This is a genomic window from Variovorax sp. Sphag1AA (genome assembly GCF_014192575.1).
GTDB lineage: Bacteria > Pseudomonadota > Gammaproteobacteria > Burkholderiales > Burkholderiaceae_C > Variovorax.
Genome location: NZ_JACHYC010000005.1, coordinates 17883 through 42698, shown reverse-complemented (window position 1 = coordinate 42698; position 24816 = coordinate 17883). Strand labels below are relative to the sequence as shown.

Genomic DNA, 24816 nt, shown 5'->3' with positions numbered 1-24816 from the left:
GGACACAACATGGATTTGGGAATCGCAGGCAAGACCGCGCTCGTGTGCGGCGCAAGCAAGGGCCTGGGCTACGGTTGCGCGGAAGCGCTGGTGCGCGACGGCGTCAATGTGGTGATCGTGGCGCGCGGTGCCGAGGCGCTCGACGCCGCAGCGAAGTCGCTGCAAGCCATCGCCGCGACGCATCCGGCCAAGCCTTTCGTCAAGCATGTCGCGGCGGACATCACCACGGCCGAGGGCCGCGCCGCCGCCTTCGCGCTGCACAAGGATTTCGACATCGTCGTCACCAACGCTGGCGGCCCGCCGCCCGGAGACTTCCGCGAGTGGGACCGTGAGGCATGGATCAAGGCGGTCGACGCCAATATGCTGACGCCGATCGAGCTGATCAAGGCCACCGTGGACGGCATGGCCGCGCGCGGTTTCGGGCGGATCGTCAACATCACGTCCAGCGCGGTGAAGTCGCCGATCGACATCCTCGGATTGAGCAACGGCGCTCGCAGCGGGCTCACCGGCTTCGTCGCGGGACTCTCGCGGTCGAGCATCGCGGCCAAGGGCGTGACGATCAACAACCTGCTGCCTGGAGCTTTTGATACCGATCGCCTGCGCGGGACGATGCTGGGCGCGGTCAAGAAGACTGGTCAGGACATGGACACGATCCGTGCGGCACGGCAGAAGACCATTCCGGCGGGGCGCTTCGGCACCGCCACCGAGTTCGGCGCGATCTGCGCCTTCCTCTGCAGCGTGCATGCGGGCTACATGACCGGGCAGAACGTGCTCGCCGACGGCGGTGCCTACCCGGGCACTTACTGAGTCGAGGGTCAGCGGCGGGACGACACCCAGATCCCGCCCACGATCAGGATGAACGCGGCGCCGTGGAACCACTGCGGCACCTCGCCGAGGAACGCCGCCGAAAGCAACGCAGCGAACAGCGGCGTGAGATTGCTGAAGAACCCGGCCGTCTGCGGTCCGGCGCGCTGCACGCCCAGCCCCCAGCAGCGATAGGCCAGCAGCGCCGGGCCGAGCGTGATGAAGACCAGCGCGGCGGCAAGCGGCCATCCCCAGTCGATGTGCGCGTCGGTCACTGTCCATTCACCGGCCGCGAACGCGGCTGACCACGCGAGTCCGAACACCATCTGCGCCATCAGGAACGAAGCCCAGTCGCGTCGTGCTTCTGCCGGCTCGGTGGTGCGCGACAGCATCCAGCTGTAGAACGCCCAGGAGATGGTGGCCAGCATCATGTAGAGATCGCCCGGCACCAGCCGCAATGCGGCGAGCTGCTCCCAATGACCGCGGCTCAGCACGAACAGGACGCCCACCATCGACAACGCGGCACCGAACAGCTGGCGTGCCGTGATCTTCGCGCCGAAGAAGAGCGTGCCGGTCGCGAGCATCCACAAGGGCATGCTGGACCCGACCAGCGTCACGTTGACCGGCGTCGATGTCTGCAGCGCAAGGTATTGGAAGGCGTTGTAGCAGCCGATGCCGAGCAGGCCGAGCACGGTGAAGCGCTTCCAGTGCGCCCACAACGGGCTCTTCGGGCTGATCATCGATGCGGCGAACGGCAGCAGCACGATGAAAGCCAGGAGCCAGCGGATGAAGTTGAGCGTCATCGGCGAGACGAGGTCCCGCACCACGCGGCCGACGACGGCATTGCCGGCCCACAGCAGGGGCGGCACCGCAAGAAGAAGGGCGGTGCCCGGACTCAATCTCTGCTGCATGGGCATGGACTGTAGCGGCTCCCTGCATCTTGTCCCGAGGCGGGCAGCCTCGCCCAGTCCGTGGCAGCATACGCGGCTCGTTCGAGAAGGAATCAAACCATGAGCAAAGCCGTCCGCATCGACCGCAATGGCGGTCCCGAGGAACTGAAGATCGTCGACGTCGAGGTCGGTGACCCCGGCCCCGGCGAGATCCGCATCCGCCACAAGGCGGTGGGCCTCAACTTCATCGACACCTACCAGCGCAGCGGCCTCTATCCGTTTCCGATGCCACTGCAGCTTGGCATGGAAGCCTCCGGCATCGTCGAGGCGGTGGGCGAGGGCGTCACGCACCTGAAGGCCGGCGATCGCGCGGCCTACGCGAGCCAGCCGCCCGGCGCGTACAGCGAGCTGCGCGTGATGCCGAGCCGCAACGTCTGCAAGTTGCCCGATGCGATCTCGTTCGAGACCGGCGCCGCGATGATGCTCAAGGGCCTGACCGCCCAATACCTGCTCAAGAAGACGCTGCCGGCGGAAGGCTTGCAGCCCGGCGATTTCATCCTGTTCCATGCAGCTGCGGGCGGCGTGGGGCTGATCGCCTGCCAATGGGCCAAGGCATTGGGTCTGAAGCTCATCGGCACCGCGGGCACCGATGCCAAGTGCCAGTTGGCGCTGGACCACGGCGCTGCGCACGCGATCAACTACAGCAAGGAGAACTTCGCGGCGCGCGTGAAGGAGATCACCGGCGGCAAGGGCGTGAAGGTGGTCTACGACTCGGTGGGCAAGGACACCTTCGAAGGCTCGCTCGAATGCCTCCGGCCTTTCGGTCTGCTCGCGATCTTCGGCAACGGGTCGGGGCCGGTGCCGCCGTTCAATCTCGGATTGTTGGGTGCGAAAGGCTCGCTCTACGTCACGCGGCCGACGCTCTTTACGCACATCGCCACGCGCGAAAGCACGCAGGCGATGGCGGACGATCTGTTCGCGGTGGTCGAGAGTGGCGCGGTGAAGATCCCGATCGACCAGCGCTACCGCCTTGAAGACGTACAACAGGCGCACCGCGATCTGGAAGCCCGCAAGACGACGGGCTGCACGATCCTAACCCTCTGACGGGTTAGCGAAGCTCGCTGAGCCGCGACTCGCGCACGCGGGTCGGCGCCAGCGCGCCAGCCGATTCGAGGATCGGGTAGGCGATCGAGCAGATATGCGAGTTGACGCGCTTGAGCTCGCTGATCAGGTCGATGTGCAGCGAGCTCGTCTCGATACTCGACGCGGTCTGCTCGGTCAGTCGGCCCAGGTGCGTCGTCGCATAGGCGCGCTCGAGGTCACGAAAGCGCGCCTTTTCCTCGAGCAGCCGCTGCGCATCGCGCACATTGCCGTTGAGGAAAACGCTCATGCTCAATCGCAGGTTGGCGACCAGCCGTTCGTGCAATTCGACGATCTCGCGCATGCCGGCATCGGAGAAGTTGCGCTGCGGTTTGATCTTCTTGTCCTCAATGTCGATGATCACCCGCTCGATGATGTCGCCGATCTGTTCCATGTTGATCGTGAAGCTGATGATGTCGGTCCAGCGGCGACTTTCTTCCTCACCCAGCGCCTCGCGCGAGATCTTGGTCAGGTAGTACTTGATGGCCGAATAGAGCTGGTCCACCGTGTCGTCGAGATTGCGCAGCTCTTGCGCGAGCTTGAGATCGTTGTTGCGGATCACATTGAGCATGCCGATCAGCATGGTCTCGACCACGTCTGCCTGGTGCAGCGCTTCGCGGGCTGCATTCGAGATGGCCAACGTGGGCGTCGAGAGTGCCGAAGGATCGAGGTGCTGCGGGCGTCGCGTCGCCGCGGGCTCTTCAGGCGTCGGCAGGAGGCGCGTGACCCACGCAGCCACGACATTCGTGAGCCCGATGAAGCCGATGCTGATGACGACGTTGAATGCGAGGTGATACAGCACGACAAACTGCGTGGCGTCGTTGACATACGGCCGGACCTCGCGGAGCCACAGCCCGACGAAGGGCGCTGCGATCGCGACGCCGAGCAGCTTGAAGATCAGGTTGCCGACTGTCACCCGCCGCACCTCGACTGATGACTTCGCTGTGGTGAGCACCGCGAGCAGCCCGCTGCCGAGATTGGCGCCAAGCACCAGCCCCAATGCGACATCGAGCGGCACGACGTTCGAGCTGGCCATTGCCGCAACCAGCAGCACGATCGCGAGGCTCGAATAGGCCAGGATCGCGAGCGCCGCACCGATGGTGATTTCGAGCAGCACATCGCTGTTGATCGAGGCCAGCACTGCGCGCATGGCCGGGCTCTCGAAGAGCGGCCCAGTTGCTTCGACGACGAGTTGCAGCGCCAGCAGCATCAGTCCCAAGCCAATGAGCACGCGCCCGACTCGGCCCGCGGGGCTCGACGACCGAGTGATGAACAGCACCACGCCGACGAAGATGAAGAGCGGCGACAGCCATGAAAGGTCGGCGGAGAAGAGCACCGACATCAACGCCGTGCCGACGTCCGCCCCGCGCATCACCGCCAGCGCCGCAGGGAGCGTGACGAGCCCCTGGCCCACGAATGACGAGGTCATGAGCGAGGTGGCGGTGCTCGACTGCACCAGTGCGGTGACCCCGATCCCCGATAGCGCTGCCGTGAAGCGGTTGCGCATGCTGTGCACAAGGATCCTGCGCAGGTTGGCGCCGAAGACCCGCAGCACCCCCGTTCGAACGAGATGGGTGCCCCACACCAGCAGCGCGATCGCCGCGAGCAGATTCAACAAGTGCTTCATGGAAGAGAAACACTATAGAGCACGCGACTTCGATCGCGTGCCGGATCAGGCCTTCACTTGCCGCGTCGTACGCGCCTTAGCTCATCAAGGATGAGGCAGATGGCGCCGATGGTGATGGCGCTGTCGGCCACGTTGAAGGCTGGAAAGTGCCGGCCGGCCAGATGGAAGTCGAGGAAGTCGACCACGTAGCCGTGCATCATCCGATCGATCACGTTGCCGATCGCGCCGCCGAGGATGGCGGCCATCGAGAAGCAGAAGAGCTTCTGCCCCGCGTGCGACTTCAGCATCCAGATGATGAAGATCGCGGCCCCGATGCCGATCGCCATGAAGAACCAGCGCTGCCAGCCGTCCGCGCCCGCGAGGAACGAGAACGCGGCACCGGTGTTGTGTGCCCGGACCACATTGAAGAAGCTGGTGACGTAGGTCGCGTCACCGTACTTGTAGTAGCCGAGGATCAGCGTCTTGGTGAACTGGTCGATGATGACGATGACCAGCGCAAGGCCGATCCAGGGCCAGATGCCGAGGCCCTGGGAGCCCGAGGAACGGCGGGCCATCAGGCGACGTTCCTTGCTTCGCCCGCGCCGTACAGATTGCTGGTGCAACGTCCGCAGATGGCCGGGTGCGCCGGGTCGTGGCCGACGTCGTCGCGCCAGTGCCAGCAGCGCTCGCACTTGGTGGCTTTGCTCGCGATCACGGTGGCTGCGAGCGCGTCGCCGGTCGCCAGCGCAACTGCCGAGGTGATGAAGACGAACTTCAGGTCGTCGCCCAGCGATGCGAGCAGCGCGTGGTCGTCGGCCTGCGCCGTGATCGTCACGTTGGCCTGCAGCGAAGAGCCGACCTGGCCTTCCGCGCGCACCGACTCGATCTCCTTGTTGACCGCGTCGCGGATCTCGCGGATGCGGTTCCACTTGGCGAGCAGTGCGTCGTCGGCCGTGCCGAGATCGCTGTAGGTCTGTACGAAGATCGACTGGCCGTCGCCGCAGAACTTCCACGCCTCTTCGGCGGTGAAGCTCAGGAAAGGCGCCATCCAGCGCAGCATTGCCTGCGTGATGTGCCAGAGCGCGGTCTGTGCGCTGCGGCGCGCGCGCGAGCCAGGCGCGGTGGTGTAGAGGCGGTCCTTCAGGACGTCGAGGTAGAACGCGCCGAGGTCTTCGGAGCAGTACACCTGCAGCTTGGCGACCACCGGATGGAACTCGTACACCTTGTAGTGCGCGAGGATCTCGGCTTGGAACTGCGCGGCGCGGCTGAGCGCATAGCGGTCGATCTCGAGCAGTTCGCCGAGCGGCACGGCGTCCTTCTTGATGTCGAAGTCGCTGGTGTTCGCGAGCAGGAAGCGCAGGGTGTTGCGGATGCGTCGGTACGCATCGACCACGCGGGCAAGGATCTTGTCGTCGCCCGCGATGTCGCCCGAATAGTCGCTCGCTGCCACCCAGAGGCGGGTGATCTCGGCGCCGAGCTTCTTGTTCACTTCCTGCGGGTCGATGCCGTTGCCGAGCGACTTGCTCATCTTGCGGCCCTGGCTGTCGACCGTGAAGCCGTGCGTCAGCAGGCCGCGATACGGCGCGCGGCCTTCGAGCGCGCAGGCGAGCAGCAGCGACGAGTGGAACCAGCCGCGATGCTGGTCATGGCCTTCGAGGTAGAGATCGGCTTCGGGGCCGGTCTCGTGGTGCACGTTCGGGTGCGTGCCGCGCAGCACATGCGAGAAGGTCGAGCCCGAATCGAACCAGACCTCCAGGATGTCGGTGCTCTTGGTGTAGTGCGGCGCGTCCGTAGCGCCGAGGATCTCCTCGGCCGTCACGCGGCTCCAGGCTTCGATGCCGCCCTTTTCGACGATGTCGGCTGCCTGATCGAGGATCTCCATCGTGCGTGGGTGCAGCTCGCCCGAATCCCTGTGCAGGAAGAACGGGATCGGCACACCCCAGCTGCGTTGGCGGCTGATGCACCAGTCGGGCCGGTTGGCGATCATGTCGTGCAGACGCGCCCGGCCGTTCTCGGGATAGAAGCTGGTCTCTTCAATCGCTTCGAGCGCAGTCTGGCGCAGCGATTTCTGCGCCTTGTCCTTGGTGAAGACGCCTTCGCCTTCATCCATGCGGATGAACCACTGCGCAGCCGCGCGATAGATCACCGGCGTCTTGTGGCGCCAGCAGTGCGGGTAGCTGTGGGTGATCTGCTCGGTCGTCATCAGGCGCCCGGCGTCACGCAGGGCGTGAATGATGACCGGCACCGCCTTCCAGATGTTCTGGCCGCCGAAGAGCGGGAAGTCGGCCGCATACGAGCCGTTGCCCTGGACCGGATTCAGGATGTCGTCGTACTTGACGCCATGCGCGATGCAGGAGTTGAAATCCTCCACACCGTAGGCGGGCGACGAGTGGACGAGGCCGGTGCCGTCGTCCGCGGTCGCGTAATCGGCCAGGTAGACCGGCGACAGGCGGCGGAAGCCCGCGTCCACGTCATACAGCGGATGCTCGAACTCGAGGCCGCCGAGGCGCTCGCCCTTGACGGTCGCGAGCACCTTGCCGTCGAGCGCATAGCGCGTCATGCACATCTCGACCAGCGAATTTGCGAGGACGAGCAGGCCGCGTTCGGTGTCGACCAGCGAGTACTCGAGCTCGGGGTTGAGGTTGATCGCCTGGTTGGCCGGGATCGTCCAGGCGGTGGTGGTCCAGATGACGGCGAAGGCGTCCTTGTGCAGCGCGGGCAGGCCGAAGGCTGCGGCGAGCTTGGCCGGATCGTGCGCCTTGAAGGCGACGTCGAGCGTCTGCGACTTCTTGTCGGCGTATTCGATTTCGAATTCGGCCAGCGACGAGCCGCAGTCGAAGCACCAGTACACCGGCTTCAGGCCGCGATAGACGAAGCCGCGTTCGATCACGCGCTTGAACGCGCGGATCTCGCCCGCCTCGTTCGCGAAATCCATTGTCTTGTAGGGATGGTCCCATTCGCCCAGCACGCCGAGGCGCTGGAAGTCGGTCATCTGCTGCGCGATCTGTTCGGTCGCGTAGGCGCGGCTCTTGGCCTGCATCTCGTCACGGCTCAGGTTGCGGCCGTACTTCTTTTCGATCGCGTTTTCGATCGGCAGGCCGTGGCAATCCCAGCCGGGCACGTAGAGCGCGTCGAAGCCTTCGAGCTGGCGCGCCTTGGTGATCATGTCCTTCAGGATCTTGTTGACCGCGTGACCCATGTGGATCTGCCCATTGGCATAGGGCGGGCCGTCGTGCAGGATGAACTTGGGGGCGCCGTGGCGCGCGTCGCGCAGGCGGTGGTAGATGCCTTGCTCTTCCCACTCCTTGACCCAGCCCGGCTCGCGCTTGGGCAGGTCGCCGCGCATGGGGAAGGGGGTGTCGGGCAGGTTCAGCGTGGCGCGGTAATCGGTGCCGCCGTCGGTCTTGTTGTCAGCCATGGAAGTTCCAGAAATCTGCGCTGCCGTGCAACGCGCGAAGGGATCGAAAAAGCGTTCGGCCTTCGCGGGACAAGGCTCGGCCGGACGCGGCGGAAAGCGAAGGTCCCGCTTTAAATTCGATCGCGCGTGGTCTGGCGATGGGTCTCGGCGTGGGTGGAAGCAAAGAATGCACGCGCGTCGCGACCGTCCTTCGCGATGCCCGCCGTGAGGGCCTCGAGGCTGGTGTAGCGCAATTCGTCGTGCAATTTGTGCAGCAGTTCCACGCGGACGATTTTACCGTAGGCCCCTTCGGAGCCGAGCTCGCTGGGCCAATCCAGGCAGTGGGTTTCGAGCAGCACACGGCCGCCGTTGACGTCGTTGGCGTCGAGAGAAGGGCGCACGCCGAGGTTCGCGACGCCCGGAAGCGGCTTCTCGGTCAGGCCGTGCACCAGCACCGCGAAGATGCCGTTGGCAGCGGGCTTCCAGTGCTTGAAGCGCAGATTGAGGGTTCGGAAGCCGTCGTTGCGGCCCGGCGCGGAGGCACCCAGCGCCCGGCCCAGCTTGCGGCCATGGACCACATGCCCCGAGATGGCATACGGCCGTCCGAGCAGGGCCTGGGCGTGGGCCATTCGTCCTTCGGCAAGCGCCTCGCGAACGGCCGAACTCGACACGCGCAGTCCGTGGACCTCGTAGCTGTTCATCCGCGCCACGTCGAAGCCGGACTGCTCTCCGGCGCGGTCGAGCATGTCGTAGTCGCCGGCGCGCTTGGCGCCGAAGCGAAAGTCGTCGCCGACCAAGATGTACTTGGCGCCCAGACCCTCGATGAGCACGTGGCGGATGAAATCTTCGGGCGATTGCGAAGCCAGCCGGGAGTCGAACGGAAGAACGATGGTCTGCCCGACCCCGCAGGCGGCCAATTCGCCGAGCTTGTCGCGCAAGGTGCCGATGCGGGCCGGCGCCAGTTCGGGCCGCTTGGTCACCGCCGCGAAGTAGTCGCGCGGATGCGGTTCAAACGTCAGGACACAGCTCGGCAACCCTCGAACCCGGGCCTCGGCATTGAGCAGCCCGAGCATGGCCTGGTGACCGCGGTGGACACCGTCGAAGTTGCCAATGGTCAGGGCGCAGGCCGGAGCCACCCCCGGATGCCGAAAACCCCGGAAAATCTGCATCGGTCGGTATCTTTTTGATAGCACTTCGAGCCCGCAGAATGGGCACAACAGCGCGTTTTGTCACAAAGCCGGTATATTGTGACGCACTGCGTCATGCGCAAGCCGTTCCGGCGGGCGACATGTCTTGGTCTTTCCGTGTTTCCTTCGAATGAGGAGCGTGTGGTGAAGGTCTTGAAGCTGTCGGCCCAAGGGCTGCCCCAATCGTGGATTTCGCTTGAACAGGCGGTGATCCACTATGCCTCCGACGAGGTTCGGTGGGAGGTGGGCGCTCAGGTGGCGGTGTTCAGGGGCGGACACAACGCGATCACAGGCCAGCAGTCGCAAATTGCGGTCAACAGCATCATCGGCACCAAGGGCGTGCCGCGCATCAATCCCTTCATGCAGCGGCCGGGGCTCACCAATGCCAAACTGTTTGCCCGGGACCGGAATGTCTGCGCCTATTGCGGCGGCCACTTCCATGAGGAAGAGCTGACCCGCGAGCACATCATCCCGTTTGCGCAGAACGGCATCGACACCTGGATGAACGTCGTGACCGCTTGCCGGCCTTGCAATCACCGCAAGAGCAGCCGCACGCCGGAGCAAGCCGGCATGGCGCTTCTGTACACGCCTTACGTTCCGAGCCTGTGGGAAGACTTCATCCTGCGCAATCGCCGCATTCTGGCCGACCAGATGGAGTTCCTGATGGCGCATCTGCCGCAGACCTCCAGACTGCACGGCTAACGACGCTCAATAAGTCAGTTCGAGCACGCTGACTTCGCCGCGCGACGCAGGCCATGTCTGGCCGACCAGCTTCTCCCCGTTGAATTCGGCTTCAACCGTGCGGGCGTCGTCGCTGGCGAGCTTGATCTTCGAGCTCGAAACCCCCGAACCCGTCGGCGGTACGCCAGGTGGCAAGGTTTGCCCGTCGAAACGCAAGCTGTCGCGCTCCACATCGAAGTAGCCGCGCGGGCGCGTGAACGTCACCAGCGCCTTGGCATCGCGATCGGTGTCGGCGATGCGCTCCGGCCGCAGATGGACCACGTTGCTAGAACGGGGGAACGGACTGCGATAGATGTGCGTCGTCGCGTAGCCCGGCGCGCTCAGCACGAATTCGTAGCGTGTGTCGGGCCGGCCTTGAAATGGTCCCCAGCGGCCGTCCTGAGAAATGGTCTGCTGCCAGACCGCAGGCCCGCTCCGCGCGCCGGTGGAGGCGTCGATGGCAAAGATTTCGAGTCGAGCGCCAACCAAGGGCAGGTTGTTGCTGAATGCGCCACTGTCCGGCTTCACCGGATCGAGGCCAAGGCCGGTGACGCGGCCGGACAGCGTGACCTGCGCTTCAGGCTCGACCTTGAGCGTGCGCGGCGCTTCGCCAGTGAGAAAGCGCCAGGTCGCGTCGAAAGCGGCCGGCGAGAACGAGGTTTCCCGATGGTCCACGCGCGGCAGCACCACGTTGGTCGCGCCTTTGAGTGCTGGGCCGTCGAAGCCGACGTTGGTGGGCGTTCCCTTGATGCCGATCCAGATGCCGTCGGGCTGTGCGTACTTGTCGTTCTTGTCGGAGCGCAGGGTCAGCCACTTCACGCCGGACGGTACTTCATCGCCATTCCCGTTCTTCGGCGCATTGAGCTGCTGGAGGAAGGGGCTCAGCCCCGAGAACTCACTGCGCTCCTGCCGCCCCTTGATCGACCAGATCCCGTGCGCCGGATTGCCGCCGAGCACGACATGGCTCACGACACGGTCACCTCCGCCGTTCTGGATGTAGTTCCGGATCGCGTTGCCGCCGCGCGAGTTGCCGATCAGCACCACCTGCGTCGCACCGGTCGTCTTCAGCATGCGCTCCACTTCCGCTTTCAGGAAGGCCATCGACTCCGCGGTGGAACTTCGGCCGGGCTGCGCCACGGTGTCGTCGTCACGCGCCAGCGGAAAGGGCTGGTCGAGCGCGAAGAGCCGGTCGCGCGGCCAGCCATTGGATTCGAAGCGCCAGATCGTCGTCTGCCACAGCGCGGCCGAATCGCCGTTGCCGTGTACGAAGACGATGGGGGGACGCTCGCTGCTGGAGGGCAGCGTGGTGCAGGCGGCGAGCATGGTCGTCGAGAAACCCAGAAGTAGCAGTTGGCGGCGAGTGTGCATGTTGAATGACTTTCCAAAGAAAACGCCCGCCAGCTTGGGGCTGGCGGGCGTTGCATGCTGTCGCGATCGGCAGGGGTTCGGGTTGTCAGGCGAAGACGCCTGCGTGGTCTTGCATGCGCGCCGACACTTCACCCAGATGATGCAGGCTGTCGCCGAAGGTCATCTCGAGTTGCGTGAGCTTCTTGAAGTAGTGGCTCCCGATGTATTCGTCTGTCACGCCGATGCCGCCATGCAACTGCACGGACTGCTGGCTGACGAAGCGCATCGAATTGCCCAGCTGGTACTTGGCGCGTGCCAGCGCCTGGCGGCGCTCGGCGGCGGGTGCGTTGAGCTTCAGCGTGGCGTAGTAGCTCATCGAACGGGCGAGTTCGAGCTGCATCTTCATGTCGGCCACGCGATGGCGAAGGGCCTGGAAGGTGGCGATCGCCACGCCGAACTGCTTGCGCGTGTTCATGTATTCGACGGTGATCTCGAGCGTCTTGTCCATCACGCCGACCGCTTCGGCGCAAGTGGCGGCGATGCCGATGTCCACCGCGCGTTCGAGCTCGGGAAGGCCGTCCTGCGTGATGAGGGTGGCCGCGGCCTTGTCGAAGACGACTTCGGCGGCGCGGCTACCATCCTGCGTGCCGTAGCCGCGAGCGGCGACGCCGTCGGCCGAGCGCTCGACCAGGAAGAGGGCGATCTTGCCGTCGACTTGCGCCGGCACGATGAAGGCGTCCGCTTCGTCCCCGGCGGGCACCAGACTCTTGGTGCCGCTGACGGTCCAGCCGTTGCCGGCCTTTGCGGCCCTGGCCTCGCAGACGTCGAGCCGGTAGCGCGCCTTGCGCTCTTGGTAGGCAAGTACCACCAGCGCCTGTCCGCCTGCGATGCGCGGCAGCCAGTTGTCCTTGGTGTCTTCATCGGCGTGGGCTGCGAGTACAGCGCCTGCGATGAAGGATTGCGAGAGCGGCTCCAGCACGATGCCGCGGCCGAGCTCTTCCATCACGACCATGCCTTCGACGGGGCCCATGCCCAGGCCACCTTCATCTTCGGGGATGTAGAGGCCGCCCAGACCGAGTTCGGCCAGTTCGTCCCATGCCTCGCGCGAGAAGCCGCCGGCCGCTTCGGTGGCCCGCCGACGTTCGAAGCCGTAGCCCTTTTCGACCCACTTGGCGACCGCGTCGCGAAGCTGTTGCTGGTCGTCGCTGAAATTGAAGTCCATTGCTTGATCCTTGTGAGTCCGCGTTCAGCCCAAGACCGTCTGCGCGACGATGTTGCGTTGCACTTCATTGCTGCCACCGTAGATGGTGGTCTTGCGCATGTTGAAGTAGGTCGACGAAAGCGGTGCAAGCTGCGGATGACCGCCAGGGAAGTCGCCCTGCCAGCCGGCTTCCATGGCTTCGCGCACCAGTGGCAGCGAGTAAGGGCCACCGGCCAGCATCATCAGTTCGGAATAGCGTTGCTGGATCTCGCTGCCCTTGATCTTGAGCAGGCCGGCGATGTCGAGCGAGTTCTTGCCCGAGGTCGCGGCCGAGAGGACGCGCAGCACCAGCATTTCGAGCGCGACCACGTCGACTTCAAGCTTGGCGATTTCGTCGCGGAAGCGCTGGTCTTCCCAGACGCCTTCGCTCTTCGCGATGCGCTTGAGGCGCTCCAGCTCGCGCTTGGCGCGGTTCACGTCCGCGATGTTGGTGCGCTCGTGAGAGAGCAGGTGCTTGGCGTAGGTCCAGCCCTTGTTCTCTTCGCCGATGAGGTTCTCAGCGGGCACCTCGACGTTGTCGAAGAAGACTTCGTTGACCTCGTGGCCGCCGTCGAGCAGCTTGATCGGCCGCACCGTGACACCGGGCGACTTCATGTCGACCAGCAGGAAACTGATGCCGGTCTGCGGCTTGCCTTCGTTGCTGGTGCGCACCAGGCAGAAGATCCATTCGCCGTATTGGCCGAGGGTCGTCCAGGTCTTCTGGCCGTTGACGATGTACTTGTCGCCCTTGCGCTCGGCCTTCGTCTTGACGGATGCCAGGTCGGAGCCCGAACCCGGCTCGCTGTAGCCCTGGCTCCACCAGACTTCGCCGCTCGCGATGCCGGGGAGGAAGCGCTTGTGCTGCTCGGCGTTGCCGTAGGCCATGATGACCGGGGCGACCATCACCGGGCCGAAAGGAATGATGCGGGGCGCGCCTGCGAGAGCGGCTTCTTCCTCGAAGAGATGCTTTTCGACCGCAGTCCAGCCGGGGCCGCCGAATTCCTTGGGCCAGCCATAGCCCAGCCAGCCCTTCTTGCCCAGGATCTTGGCCCATCGCTGCAAATCGTCGCGCGTGAGTTCGAGGGCGTTGTGCACCTTGTGCGAAATCTCGGCGGGGAGGTTTTCTTTGACCCAGGCGCGAATATCTTCGCGGAACTTCTGTTCTTCGGGTGTGAAGCTCAAATCCATGCGTGCCTCTCTGTGTTGATCGAACGCCGCGAAAGGCGGCGCGTCTCCGGAATCGGCGGTTTTAGCACGGTCGTGCTAGTTCGGGGTGTCCGCGCCGCGACAAGTCGGGGCGGCCCGAGCGAGCACAGATAATCCCGCGTCCCATGAAGAACATTGTGATCCTGATTTCCGGCGGCGGCTCCAACATGGAAGCGATCGTCAAGACCGCCGAGAGCGAGCGCTGGGCGGCTCGCCTCGATGCGCGGGTCGCCGCGGTCATCAGCAACAAGGTCGATGCGGGCGGGCTCGCGATTGCCCGGGCGCACAGTATTTCGACGGCCGTGGTTCCGCACAAGGATTTCGCAGGTCGCGAGGAATTCGACGCTGCCTTGGCCAGGGAGGTCGATGCTCACACGCCGGCGCTCGTGGTTCTTGCGGGATTCATGCGAATCCTGACACCATGGTTCGTGACGCGCTACGCCGGCAGGCTCATCAACATCCATCCGTCGTTGTTGCCCGCCTTTCCGGGGCTGAACACGCACCGGCGTGCGATCGAGGCGGGTTGCCGGGTGGCCGGCGTGACGGTGCATGAAGTGACCACCGAACTCGATCACGGGCCGATCCTTGCGCAAGCTGCGGTGCCTGTATTGCCCGATGACACTCCGGACGACTTGGCCGCGCGGGTGTTGGCTCAAGAACACAGGGTTTACCCTAGGGCGATATCTGAGTGGCTCCAGCGCATCGAAACAAACTGACACAATCCCCTCCTGGCGCGCGCGTGGGTGGAGGAGGTCGTTGCCTGCTTCTCGTCTAGTCGATCCTGACGAAGCGTTGGAGGCTCACTCCGTCCACGTCCACGGTCTCGCCGAACATGGCGGCCGGGCGAACCCAGAGTCCGCCTTCGCCGTATAGGGCGCGGTACAGCGTCATCGACTCCAGCGTCTCGCTGTGGCGGACTGTGCCGAGCACTTCGTATTCGCCGCCCTTGTAGTGGCGGTAGCGACCGGGTGGGGTTTCGAGCAATGGGGGAAGGCTGGCGTCTGACAAGCGGGGGCACTCCTTCGAAGGGCTGAAAGGTCAGGATGAATCGGGCGGATTTTGTACATCTGGTGCGGCTGAGCGAGCATGCCAGCGCCGACGACAGCCTCGGTTACCGGCGAGGCGTCGCCTTTTTCGCCGCCCTCGGATACCTGTGGGTTATCGCCTGCCTGGCGCTCGCGGTCGGCATCATCGCCTGGGTCATCGGCGGGTTGGGGCAGGGGGGGCGCTTCACCTTCACGCGCGGATGGCTGGTCCTTTTTGCGCTCGGCCTGCTGTGGGCCACCCTGCGCGCGCTGTGGGTCCGGCTGGAAGAGCCGGAAGGCGTGGAATTGCGGCGCGAGGACGCGCCCGGTCTTTTCGAAACGCTCGACCGCATCCGCCAGCGGATCGATGGTCCTCCGGTTCATCGCGTTTATCTCGACAGCGATTTCAACGCCAGCATCCGCCAGCTGCCGCGCTACGGCCTGTTCGGAGGGGCGATCAACTATCTCAACGTGGGGCTGCCGCTCCTCATGGCGTTGGACCGCCGCCGCCTGGTGTCCGTGCTGGCGCACGAGTACGGCCATTTGCGAGGCAACCATGGAAAGTTGAGCGCCTGGATTTACCGGACGCGCCTTTCGTGGCTCAAGCTCGATGCCAACTTCCAGCGTGACGAGGGCCTGATGGCTTTTGCGTCGCAGGCGTTCTTCCGCTGGTATTTCCCGCGCTTCGCTGCAAAGACCTTTGCATTGGCGCGGCAGGACGAATACGAGGCCGACCGCGTTGCAGCGCGCCTGCTCGGGACGCGCGTGGTGGCCGCAGCGCTCAAGGAAATTTCGATCAAGAGCGACTGGTATGCGGACCGGTTCTGGCCCGGCCACTGGGCCCGTGCGATCGATGAGCCGGTGCCGGTGGGGCCGTTTTCTTCCCTGGCGCCGAAGTTTTGTGCTCCGATCGACGAGGAGTTTGCTCGGTCGGCATTGCGCGGCGCGCTGCGCAGCATCAGCGACGTCGACGACACCCACCCCGTCTTGCGCGACCGGCTGGAAGCGTTGGACGAGAAATCCGTCGTGCCTTCGTGGTCGTCCAAATCGGCGCTGGCGCTCCTCGACGATGCGCCCAAGTGGATCGCGCATTTCGACGCCGAATGGTGCAGCGGTCATGCAAGCGACTGGAAGCAGCATCACGCCTACCTGGTGCGCGTGCGGGAGCGTGTGGCAGCGCTGACTGCGAGTGCTGGCCGCAACAACGCCGAGGAAATGGTCGAATGGGCTGATTGCGCCCGGCGACTCGATACCAAAGCCGAAGTTCGCGCGCTGTATGAGCGGGCGCTCGAAATCACGCCGAATCACCCCGGTGCCTTGCGCGGCCTAGCGCAGGTGCTGCCCGCGCGCGACCGTGCGCCGCGTCTCGCCATGCTCGAGCGCCTGCACGAGTCCAGCAACGCCAGCCAGTGGTGGGCCGCCAAGACCGCCGTTTCGATACTCGAGGACCCCGATGCGGGGGCGCACGACGAGCGCGCTCTCAAGCTCTGGCGCGAGCGGGCGAAGACGGCAGAGGCCGCCGAGCAACGGGCCTGGGAAGAAATGACGGCGACCCCGTCCTTCACCCAGATCGCACGCCATGACCTGAGCGACTTTGAGCTCGGCGAGCTGCGATCGGATCTCGTGCGCGCGAGCGCGGTCGCTCGCGCATGGGTGGTACGCAAGAACCTTCGGGAATTTCCGTGGCGGCGGGCTTACATCGTGTTCCTTGAACTGCCGGGGCTCACCGACGACGAGCGTTGGAGCCTTTGCCGTGAACTCGAACAGACGCTTTCGCTGCCCGGCGCGGCCCTGGTCTTGTGGGCGGGGCATTCGCCCACGCTCGCCGAGATCGAGAGGCATGCTTTTGGAGCGATCTGGACGCGCTCCTCAAACTGAGGCCGATGGTGGCTGAGACAATCGGGGGATGCATCCCAAAGCCCTGCTTGAGGCCACTTCCGACCTGGTCGGCCTCGTCCTGAAATTCGATCATCCGGCCGATCAGGTCGTCTCCCGCTTCTTCCGCGAACACCGCGAGCTGGGCCCGCGTGAGCGCGCGACGCTGGCCGAGACGGTCTATACCGTCCTGCGCAAGAAGCTGCTGTTCGAGCACCTGGCGCGCTCGGGTACCGGTCCGAAAGAGCGCCGGATGGCCATCCTCGGCTTCCACGGCCAAAGGGAGTTCCTCAAGAGCGCGTTGAACGAGACCGAAAGGCGCTGGCTCGACAACTGCGATTCGGTCAAGCCAGACGAACTGCTCGAGCGCCACAAGCACAACCTGCCGGAATGGCTCGTCGAGCCTCTCAAGGCGCAGTTGGGTGACGAGTTCTGGGCACTGGCGGAGAACCTGCAGCAGCCGGCGCCGCTGGACCTCCGGGTCAATGCGCTCACGGACAAGCGGGCCGATGTACAAAACGAGTTGGGCCTTGCCGGCATCAAGTCGACACCGACGCCGTATTCGCCCTGGGGGCTTCGGATAGAGGGCAAACCGGCGCTCACGAAGCTCGATGCCTTTGCCCGTGGCGCGGTAGAGGTCCAGGACGAGGGATCGCAATTGCTCGCGCTGCTCCTCGAAGCGAAACGCGGCGAGATGGTGGTCGATTTCTGCGCCGGCGCCGGCGGGAAGACGCTTGCCATTGGCGCGACCATGCGAAACACCGGCAGGCTCTATGCGTTCGATACCTCGGCGCATCGTCTGGATGCGCTCAAGCCGCGCCTGGCGCGTAGCAAGCTGTCGAACGTCCATCCGGCCGCCATCGCGCACGAGCGCGACGACCGCATCAAGCGGCTGGCGGGCAAGATCGATCGGGTGCTGGTCGACGCGCCCTGTTCGGGGCTCGGCACCCTTCGGCGCAATCCCGACCTGAAGTGGCGCCAGTCGGCGCAGTCGGTCCAGGAGCTCACCGCGAAGCAAGCCGCGATTCTTCAGAGTGCCTCGCGGCTCGTGAAATCGGGAGGGCGTCTCATCTACGCGACCTGCAGCGTCCTGCCCGAGGAGAACGAGGCGATCGCCGAAGCCTTTGGCGCCGCGAACCCGGATTTCGAGCCGGTCGATGCGGCCGAATTGCTGAATGGTCTCAAGGTCGACGGCGCCGAAAGCCTGTGCTCGGGCGGCGAGGTTGGGAAGCGCTTCCTTCGCTTGTGGCCCCATCGCCATGCGACTGATGGCTTCTTTGCCGCGGTCTGGAATCGGAAGTAGGTAAGAAGCTCCAAAGACGGCCAAAACTTGCGATGTATCAAGGATTTAAGCCCCTTTTCAGGGGGTGAGCCATTAAAATCGCGGGTTACCTGAGGGCTGCACCTTCGTGTGGCCATGGAGTACCGAATTCAATGTTGCTTCCTGACTCTGCCGTCCTGAGCGCGGCCATCGATTGGCTCGGAAACGGCTTGTGGGATCTCACCTGGTGGCAGATCGTGTTGTACACGCTCGTCACCACGCACATCACGATCGCGGCGGTCACGATCTTCCTGCACCGTACGCAGACGCACCGGGCCATGGATCTGGGCCCGATCCCGTCGCATTTCTTCCGCTTCTGGCTGTGGATCGGTACCGGCATGGTCACCAAGGAGTGGGTGGCCATCCACCGTAAGCACCACGCCAAGTGCGAAACCGAAGACGATCCGCACAGCCCGCAAGTGAAGGGCATCGACGAGGTCATGTGGCGCGGCGCCGAGCTGTACCGCAAGGAATCGAAGAACAAGGAAACGATGGAGCGTTTCGGCCACGGTACGCCTGATGACTGGCTCGAACGCAACCTGTATTCCCGCTACAGCTGGCAGGGCGTGGGCCTGATGCTGATCCTCAACCTCGCGCTGTTTGGCGCCCTTGGTCTGACGGTCTGGGCGGTCCAGATGCTGTGGATTCCGTTCTGGGCGGCTGGCGTGGTCAACGGCATTGGCCACTACTGGGGCTATCGCAACTTCGAAGCCACGGACTCCAGCACCAATCTGATCCCCTGGGGCATCATCATTGGCGGTGAAGAGCTGCACAACAACCACCACACCTATCCGACGTCGGCCAAGTTCTCGGTCAAGAAGTACGAATTCGATATCGGGTGGGTCTATATCAGCCTGATGCAGAAGATCGGCTGGGCCAAGGTCAAGAAGGTGCCGCCGAAGATGCAGATGGGCGATGTCCAGCCGGTGGCCGACGCCAAGACGCTGGAAGCCGTCATCGCCAATCGCTACGAGGTCATGGCGAACTTCGCGCGCGAAATGCGCCGTGCGACCAAGGGCGAGCTTGCATCGCTGAAGGCCAAGGGCGCGGACCTCTCCGTTCTCAAGGCGGCCAAACGTTGGTTGCACCGCGACGACGATAAGGTGCCCGCTGCGGCGCGGACCCATCTGGTTCAGGCGCGCGCGGCTCACCCGGCGCTCGACAAGATGATGACGATGCGCGAAGAGCTGCGTCAGCTGTGGCTCAATACTTCGCAATCGCGCGAGCAACTCGCGGCTGATCTCGCTGGCTGGTGCCATCGTGCCGAGGCGAGTGGTATTGCCGGCCTGCGAGAGTTTTCGACGCGCCTGCGCGCTGCCCGCGCATAACGGTCCGTCGTATTCTCAAAAGAAAAAGCCGGCTCATCGCCGGCTTTTTTGTGCCCCGTGCTTTTCGGCAATTCAACTGGGCAAAAGAAAACCCGCTGGATTGCAGCGGGTTTTTGATAAGGAAGCCTGAATTACTTCAGCTTGATTTCCTTGTATTCGACGTGCTTGCGTGCCTTGGGGTCGAACTTCATGATCGACATCTTTTCAGGCATCGTCTTCTTGTTCTTGCTGGTCGTGTAGAAATGGCCGGTACCCGCGGTGGATTCCAGCTTGATCTTTTCGCGTCCGCCTTTGCTCGTTGCCATGATTCAGCTCCTTAAGCTTGGCCGCGCGCACGCAGGTCTGCGAGCACGGCGTCGATGCCGTTCTTGTCGATCAAACGCAGGGCGGCGCTCGAAACGCGCAGGCGAACCCAACGGTTTTCGGATTCGACCCAGAAACGACGGTATTGCAGGTTCGGCAGGAACCGGCGCTTGGTTTTGTTGTTGGCGTGGGAAACGTTGTTTCCGACCATCGGGCCCTTGCCCGTTACTTCGCATACGCGTGCCATGAGGACACTCTTTCTTGAACAGCTGGCACCTGGCCCAACAGGGTGTTGAGAGGTGGTTTGCAGCTTGACCTCGCCAGAATCGGGTGGCGGTACCCCGGACTTGCCGCTCAGAGCCGGCCGGGACCAGCAATTTCAGCAAAGTCCGCGATTATAGCGCCACCAGCCCCGGGTCGGAAGTGCCTCGGGCCGGCTGGCGGTGTCATTCCTGTTCGAGGAACCGCTGCGAGTCCAGTGCCGCCATACAGCCTGTGCCTGCACTGGTGATTGCCTGGCGATAGACATGATCCTGCACGTCGCCTGCGGCAAACACGCCCGGGATGCTGGTCATCGTGGCGAAACCCTGAAGACCAGCTCGCGTGACGATGTAGCCGTCTTTCATTTCAAGCTGCCCCTGGAAGATGTCGGTGTTCGGGTGGTGACCGATCGCGACGAAGCAGCCCTTCAGATCGAGTTGTTCCGTTTCGTTCGTCTGGAGGTTCTTGATCCGGATGCCGGTGACGCCGGAGTCGTCGCCCAGCACTTCATCCAGCGCGCTGTGAAGCTTCAGTTCGATCTTGCCTTCGGCGACCTTCTCGTTAAGCTTGTCGACGAGGATCGGCTCCGCGCGGAACTTGTCGCGACGATGCACAAGGGTCACCTTCTTGGCGATGTTCGAGAGATAGAGCGCCTCCTCGACCGCGGTGTTGCCGCCGCCGATCACGCAGACCTCCTGCTCGCGATAGAAAAAGCCGTCGCAGGTCGCGCAAGCGGACACGCCACGCCCCATGAAATGCTGTTCGGATTCAATGCCGAGGTACTTGGCCGAAGCGCCCGTCGCGATGATGAGCGCGTCACAAGTGTAAGTGGCACTGTCGCCGGTCAGCGTGAAGGGGCGCTTGCTCAGGTCGACCTTGTTGATGTGATCGAACACGATCTCGGTCTTGAACCGTTCGGCGTGCTCAAGAAAGCGTTGCATGAGATCGGGGCCCTGCACGCCGTGAACATCGGCTGGCCAGTTGTCGACTTCGGTGGTCGTCATGAGCTGACCACCCTGTGCAATTCCGGTAATAAGCAGGGGCTGGAGATTGGCTCGGGCCGCGTAGACTGCGGCGGTATAACCGGCGGGGCCGGAGCCGAGAATGAGGACCTTGGCGTGGCGTGGCGTTGACATGAGTAGAAAACCTAGGATTGACGCTGCGTCAGCGTGTACATTTTCAGGGGTGATAGATATGGAGTATCACCGTTCGGTTCAAGACCGTGCGGGGGCTGTTTTCAATGCGCGCGATTGTATTAATCCATGGGGTTTGGATCGCGCGGAATCCGGGGATTGATGAATGTCGATGCTGTCCAATCTTGAATTGCTCCGTCGCGTGCCGCTTTTCTCAGCGCTGACGCCCACGCAGTCCGCGAGCATCGCCGATGCGATCGTCAAGAAGCGCTTCAAGCGCGCCGAGGTTGTGGTCGAGCAAGGCAAGAAGTCCGATGCCCTCTACATCATTCTGACCGGCCGTGCCCGGGTCATGAGCACCGACAGCCGTGGTCGCGAGGTCATCCTTGCGACGCTTCATCCGGGCGATTACATCGGCGAGATGAGCATGATCGACGATGAGCCGCACTCGGCCACGGTTCGCACCGAGATCCAGACCGACGTGCTGATGCTCGGCCGCGAAGCCTTTGCGCGTTGCCTGCCTGAGAGCTCCTCGATGTCATACAACATCATGCGTGGCTTGGTTACCCGCCTGCGTCATGCAGACCGGAAGATCGAGTCGCTGGCTCTCATGGACGTCTACGGCCGCGTTGCGCGCTCACTGCTCGAGTTCGCGGTGGACGATGGCGCCGGCAACATGAAGGTGCGTGACAAGATCTCGCGTCAAGACCTCGCCAAGATGGTCGGCGCATCGCGCGAAATGGTCAGCCGCGTCATGAAGGATCTCGAAGAGCGCGGTTTCGTGCAGACCCAGTCTGACGGGTCCATGATCATCAAGGAACGGCTCTCATCGCTGGCCTGATCGTTCTACCGGCCGCGCTTTGGCGCGCCGGCTTCTCTGCTTCGCCGGCCCTGACAACCTGGCCGCGATGGGTTTCGTTGTAGTTTCCTCAAGCCACCGTTCCGTTGCGCTGGGCGGGTCGCTTTGCCTTTCATGACTTATTCGCTCAATACCCTTCAATCGTCGTCGGCCGAGGGACAACCGGTCCGGGCGCGCGCGATGCGTTTCGCGCACGAGATCACGTTGATCGCGGGCTTTGTCGCATTGCTGTTCTGGCTTCTCGCGATGCTGAGCTTCACGCCTTCGGACGCGGCTTGGTCGACCTCCGGCACGGGCGGCGATGTGAAGAACTGGGGTGGACGCATCGGAGCGTGGGTTGCCGATGCGAGCTACTTCCTGGCCGGCTATTCGGTCTGGTGGTGCCTCGCGGCCGGCCTGCGCGTCTGGCTGTCTTCACTGGCCCACTGGATGCGCGGCGGCGGTTCGCCGCAGCCGGACGAGCCGCCCCGCGGCCGGTTCAATCGGAGCCGCCTTGCGTTCTGGTTCGGCCTGATCCTCCTTCTGTGCGCGAGCGCCGTTCTCGAATGGTCGCGTCTCTATCGCCTCGAATTCCGCCTGCCGGGCCACGGCGGCGGCGTGCTGGGCTATTTCGTCGGACCGGCCAGCGTCAAGTGGATGGGTTTCACGGGCTCGGCGCTCATTGCCATTGCCTGTGGCGTGATCGGTTCGGCGCTAGTGTTCCGGTTTTCGTGGGGTCAGATTGCCGAGCGCATCGGTTCCCGGCTGTATTCGCTCTTCGAGATGCGGCGCGAGCGACGCGAGATCGCTCAAGACATCGCAATGGGCAAGCAGGCCGTTCGCGAACGCGAGGAGGTGACGGCCTTCGACACGAGCCCGGAGCCCGATGCACCTGACGAGGAACTGCGGGCGGTCCCGCGTCCCAAGCGGCGCGCGCCATCCCCACCGGTCCAGATCGAGCCCGCGATGGTGGAAGTGCCCAAGAGCGACCGCGTCGCCAAGGAACGCCAGAAGCCGCTGTTCCGCGAACTGCCCGACAGCAAGCTCCCGCAGATCGACCTGCTCGATGCGGCTCAGACGCGCCAGGAGACCGTCTCGGCCGATACGCTCGAGATGACGTCGCGGCTGATCGAGAAGAAGCTGAAGGACTTCGGCGTCGAGGTGCGCGTCGTGCTCGCATCGCCGGGGCCGGTGATCACCCGCTACGAGATCGAGCCGGCCACTGGCGTGAAGGGCGCGCAGATCGTGAATCTCGCGAAGGACCTCGCGCGCTCGCTGTCGCTGGTGTCGATCCGCGTTGTCGAGACGATTCCAGGCAAGAACTACATGGCGCTCGAGTTGCCGAACGCCAAGCGCCAATCGATTCGCCTGAGCGAAATTCTCGGCTCGCAGGTCTACAACGAGGGCAAGTCGCTGCTGACGATGGGTCTCGGCAAGGACATCGTGGGCAACCCGGTCGTCGCCGATCTCGCGAAGATGCCGCACGTGCTCGTGGCCGGCACCACCGGTTCGGGCAAGTCGGTGGGGATCAACGCAATGATCCTGAGCCTGCTCTACAAGGCCGAGGCGCGCGATGTCCGCTTGCTGATGATCGACCCGAAGATGCTCGAGATGTCGGTCTACGAAGGCATTCCGCATCTGCTTGCGCCCGTCGTCACCGACATGCGGCAGGCGGCGCACGGTCTCAACTGGTGCGTTGCGGAGATGGAGCGCCGCTACAAGCTCATGAGCAAGCTCGGCGTTCGTAATCTTGCTGGCTACAACGCCAAGATCGACGATGCGAAGTCGCGCGAGGAGTTCATCTACAACCCGTTCAGCCTCACGCCTGACAGCCCGGAGCCGCTCGCCCGCGAGCCGCACATCGTGGTCGTGATCGACGAATTGGCCGACCTGATGATGGTCGTCGGCAAGAAGATCGAGGAGCTGATTGCCCGTCTGGCGCAGAAGGCGCGTGCGGCAGGCATCCATCTGATCCTCGCGACGCAGCGTCCGAGCGTGGATGTGATCACGGGCCTCATCAAGGCCAACATCCCGACGCGCATTGCGTTCCAGGTTTCCAGCAAGATCGATTCGCGCACCATCCTCGATCAGATGGGCGCCGAGGCTTTGCTTGGCATGGGCGACATGCTCTACATGGCCAGCGGCACGGGGCTCCCGGTGCGCGTTCATGGCGCGTTCGTGAGCGATGACGAAGTGCATCGTGTCGTCGCCTACCTCAAGTCCCAAGGGGAGCCGGACTACATCGAGGGCGTGCTCGAAGGTGGCACAGTCGACGGCGATGGCGATCTGCTGGGCGAGGGCGGCGAAGGCGGCGAGAAAGACCCGATGTACGACCAGGCGGTCGAAGTCGTGCTCAAGAATCGCAAGGCCAGCATTTCGCTGGTGCAGCGCCACCTCAAGATCGGCTACAACCGCGCCGCGCGGCTGGTCGAAGAAATGGAACAGGCCGGCCTCGTGAGTGCGATGAGCGGCAGCGGCCAGCGGGAGATCCTGGTGCCGGCCCGAACCGAGTGAGTCCGGCGCGCTTCCAGGGAGAACAGAGATGTTATTGAAGAAACTGATCGCGGGCATCGGCCTCGCGGCGTTCATGGCCAGTGCATCGGCCGGTGGCCTGGAAAGCCTCGAGGCCTTCGTGAAGAACGCCCGATCGGGCCGTGCCGAGTTCACGCAGACCGTGACCTCGCCGCCGAAGGAAGGCCAGACCGCGCGCGACAAGGTGTCGACTGGCACCTTCGAATTCCAGCGCCCCGGCAAATTCCGCTTCGATTACAAGAAGCCATTCGCGCAGAACATCGTCGCCGACGGCGAGACCCTCTGGCTCTTCGACGCCGACCTCAATCAGGTCACGCAGCGCAAGCAGGCGCAGGCGCTCGGTTCGACGCCGGCCGCGCTGATTGCGTCAGCGCCTGATCTGAAGGCTCTTCAGGCCGACTTCGCGCTCGAGTCCGCGCCCGAGCGCGACGGCTTGCAGTGGGTCAAGGCAACGCCGAAGAGCAAGGACGGCCAACTCCAGAGCGTGCAGATCGGCTTCCAGGGCGATTCGCTCGCCGCTTTGGAGATCCTCGACAGCTTCGGCCAGAAGTCGGTGCTGAAGTTCAGCAAGGTCGAGGTGAATCCTGCGCTTCCTGCGAGCACCTTCCAGTTCAAGCCGCCTGCGGGCGCCGACGTGGTTCGCCAATAGGGGATCACGCGCCT

At 64.1% G+C, this 24816-nt stretch carries 22 protein-coding genes; 10 read left to right on the top strand and 12 right to left on the bottom strand.

The window, feature by feature from the left end; all coding sequences use genetic code 11:
• Positions 1-9 precede the first annotated feature (9 nt).
• Positions 10-807 carry an SDR family oxidoreductase gene (locus FHW64_RS19620; protein WP_184529315.1) on the top strand — a complete coding sequence of 266 codons (798 nt, stop codon included), beginning with the start codon at positions 10-12 and terminating at the stop codon, positions 805-807.
• A gap of 8 nt (positions 808-815) precedes the next feature.
• Here the strand turns inward: FHW64_RS19620 and FHW64_RS19615 are convergent, their stop codons facing one another.
• The gene (locus tag FHW64_RS19615) at positions 816-1715 is read right to left on the bottom strand and encodes a DMT family transporter (protein WP_184529313.1); all 900 of its coding nucleotides are present in this window, start codon (positions 1713-1715) and stop codon (positions 816-818) included.
• A gap of 99 nt (positions 1716-1814) precedes the next feature.
• Here FHW64_RS19615 and FHW64_RS19610 point away from each other — a divergent pair, with 99 nt between their 5' ends.
• Positions 1815-2798 carry a quinone oxidoreductase gene (locus FHW64_RS19610; protein ID WP_184529311.1) on the top strand — a complete coding sequence of 328 codons (984 nt, stop codon included), beginning with the start codon at positions 1815-1817 and terminating at the stop codon, positions 2796-2798.
• 4 nt (positions 2799-2802) lie between these two features.
• On the opposite strand, the gene FHW64_RS19605 is transcribed toward FHW64_RS19610, so the two are convergent.
• The 4 genes from FHW64_RS19605 to FHW64_RS19590 form a co-directional block, all read right to left on the bottom strand.
• Entirely contained in the window at positions 2803-4461 is a 1659-nt protein-coding gene (locus tag FHW64_RS19605) for a Na/Pi cotransporter family protein (protein WP_184529309.1), read from the bottom strand.
• Positions 4462-4514: 53 nt separating this feature from the next.
• The gene (gene lspA, locus FHW64_RS19600) at positions 4515-5015 is read right to left on the bottom strand and encodes a signal peptidase II (protein ID WP_184529307.1); all 501 of its coding nucleotides are present in this window, start codon (positions 5013-5015) and stop codon (positions 4515-4517) included.
• Positions 5015-7858 (bottom strand): isoleucine--tRNA ligase, encoded by a 2844-nt coding sequence (ileS, locus tag FHW64_RS19595; protein WP_184529305.1) that lies wholly within the window; start codon positions 7856-7858, stop codon positions 5015-5017. The genes lspA and ileS overlap by 1 nt, the downstream gene beginning before the upstream one ends.
• Positions 7859-7968: 110 nt before the next feature.
• Positions 7969-9006, bottom strand: a complete 1038-nt coding sequence (locus tag FHW64_RS19590) for a bifunctional riboflavin kinase/FAD synthetase (RefSeq protein ID WP_184529303.1) — start codon at positions 9004-9006, stop codon at positions 7969-7971.
• A 162-nt stretch (positions 9007-9168) separates the two neighbouring features.
• Between FHW64_RS19590 and FHW64_RS19585 the strand changes: the two genes are divergently transcribed.
• Positions 9169-9726 (top strand): HNH endonuclease, encoded by a 558-nt coding sequence (locus tag FHW64_RS19585; RefSeq protein ID WP_184529301.1) that lies wholly within the window; start codon positions 9169-9171, stop codon positions 9724-9726.
• Between the two features lie 6 nt (positions 9727-9732).
• On the opposite strand, the gene FHW64_RS19580 is transcribed toward FHW64_RS19585, so the two are convergent.
• From FHW64_RS19580 to FHW64_RS19570, 3 genes are all read right to left on the bottom strand, one after another.
• Positions 9733-11112, bottom strand: a complete 1380-nt coding sequence (locus FHW64_RS19580) for an alpha/beta fold hydrolase (protein ID WP_184529299.1) — start codon at positions 11110-11112, stop codon at positions 9733-9735.
• An 85-nt stretch (positions 11113-11197) separates the two neighbouring features.
• Positions 11198-12313: an acyl-CoA dehydrogenase family protein gene (locus FHW64_RS19575; protein WP_184529297.1), complete on the bottom strand. Its 1116-nt coding sequence runs from the start codon at positions 12311-12313 to the stop codon at positions 11198-11200.
• 24 nt (positions 12314-12337) lie between these two features.
• Positions 12338-13519 (bottom strand): acyl-CoA dehydrogenase family protein, encoded by a 1182-nt coding sequence (locus FHW64_RS19570; protein WP_184529295.1) that lies wholly within the window; start codon positions 13517-13519, stop codon positions 12338-12340.
• Between the two features lie 143 nt (positions 13520-13662).
• Here FHW64_RS19570 and purN point away from each other — a divergent pair, with 143 nt between their 5' ends.
• Positions 13663-14253, top strand: a complete 591-nt coding sequence (purN, locus tag FHW64_RS19565; RefSeq protein ID WP_184529293.1) for a phosphoribosylglycinamide formyltransferase — start codon at positions 13663-13665, stop codon at positions 14251-14253.
• 55 nt (positions 14254-14308) lie between these two features.
• Here the strand turns inward: purN and FHW64_RS19560 are convergent, their stop codons facing one another.
• Positions 14309-14545, bottom strand: coding sequence for a DUF1653 domain-containing protein (locus FHW64_RS19560; protein ID WP_184529291.1), 237 nt, complete (start codon positions 14543-14545; stop codon positions 14309-14311).
• 35 nt (positions 14546-14580) lie between these two features.
• On the opposite strand from FHW64_RS19560, the gene FHW64_RS19555 reads away from it, so the two are divergent.
• The 3 genes from FHW64_RS19555 (at position 14581) to FHW64_RS19545 (ending at position 19086) form a co-directional block, all read left to right on the top strand.
• Complete coding sequence (locus tag FHW64_RS19555; protein WP_184529289.1) at positions 14581-16440, top strand: M48 family metalloprotease; 1860 nt, start codon at positions 14581-14583, stop codon at positions 16438-16440.
• Positions 16441-16468: 28 nt separating this feature from the next.
• Positions 16469-17740 (top strand): RsmB/NOP family class I SAM-dependent RNA methyltransferase, encoded by a 1272-nt coding sequence (locus tag FHW64_RS19550; protein ID WP_184529287.1) that lies wholly within the window; start codon positions 16469-16471, stop codon positions 17738-17740.
• 131 nt (positions 17741-17871) lie between these two features.
• Positions 17872-19086, top strand: a complete 1215-nt coding sequence (locus tag FHW64_RS19545; protein ID WP_184529285.1) for a fatty acid desaturase — start codon at positions 17872-17874, stop codon at positions 19084-19086.
• A 131-nt stretch (positions 19087-19217) separates the two neighbouring features.
• Here the strand turns inward: FHW64_RS19545 and rpmG are convergent, their stop codons facing one another.
• The 3 genes from rpmG to trxB all read right to left on the bottom strand — a co-directional run bounded on the left by rpmG (position 19218) and on the right by trxB (position 20786).
• Positions 19218-19391, bottom strand: coding sequence for a 50S ribosomal protein L33 (gene rpmG / locus FHW64_RS19540; RefSeq protein ID WP_007830291.1), 174 nt, complete (start codon positions 19389-19391; stop codon positions 19218-19220).
• 11 nt (positions 19392-19402) lie between these two features.
• Entirely contained in the window at positions 19403-19636 is a 234-nt protein-coding gene (rpmB, locus tag FHW64_RS19535; protein WP_088955402.1) for a 50S ribosomal protein L28, read from the bottom strand.
• A 199-nt stretch (positions 19637-19835) separates the two neighbouring features.
• A complete protein-coding gene (gene trxB / locus FHW64_RS19530; protein ID WP_184529283.1) occupies positions 19836-20786 on the bottom strand; it encodes a thioredoxin-disulfide reductase in 951 nt (316 codons plus the stop codon).
• A 163-nt stretch (positions 20787-20949) separates the two neighbouring features.
• Between trxB and FHW64_RS19525 the strand changes: the two genes are divergently transcribed.
• The 3 genes from FHW64_RS19525 to lolA all read left to right on the top strand — a co-directional run bounded on the left by FHW64_RS19525 (position 20950) and on the right by lolA (position 24802).
• Positions 20950-21624: a Crp/Fnr family transcriptional regulator gene (locus FHW64_RS19525; protein WP_184529281.1), complete on the top strand. Its 675-nt coding sequence runs from the start codon at positions 20950-20952 to the stop codon at positions 21622-21624.
• Positions 21625-21756: 132 nt separating this feature from the next.
• Entirely contained in the window at positions 21757-24135 is a 2379-nt protein-coding gene (locus FHW64_RS19520; RefSeq protein ID WP_184529279.1) for a DNA translocase FtsK, read from the top strand.
• 28 nt (positions 24136-24163) lie between these two features.
• Entirely contained in the window at positions 24164-24802 is a 639-nt protein-coding gene (lolA, locus tag FHW64_RS19515) for an outer membrane lipoprotein chaperone LolA (RefSeq protein ID WP_184529277.1), read from the top strand.
• Positions 24803-24816: the final 14 nt, after the last annotated feature.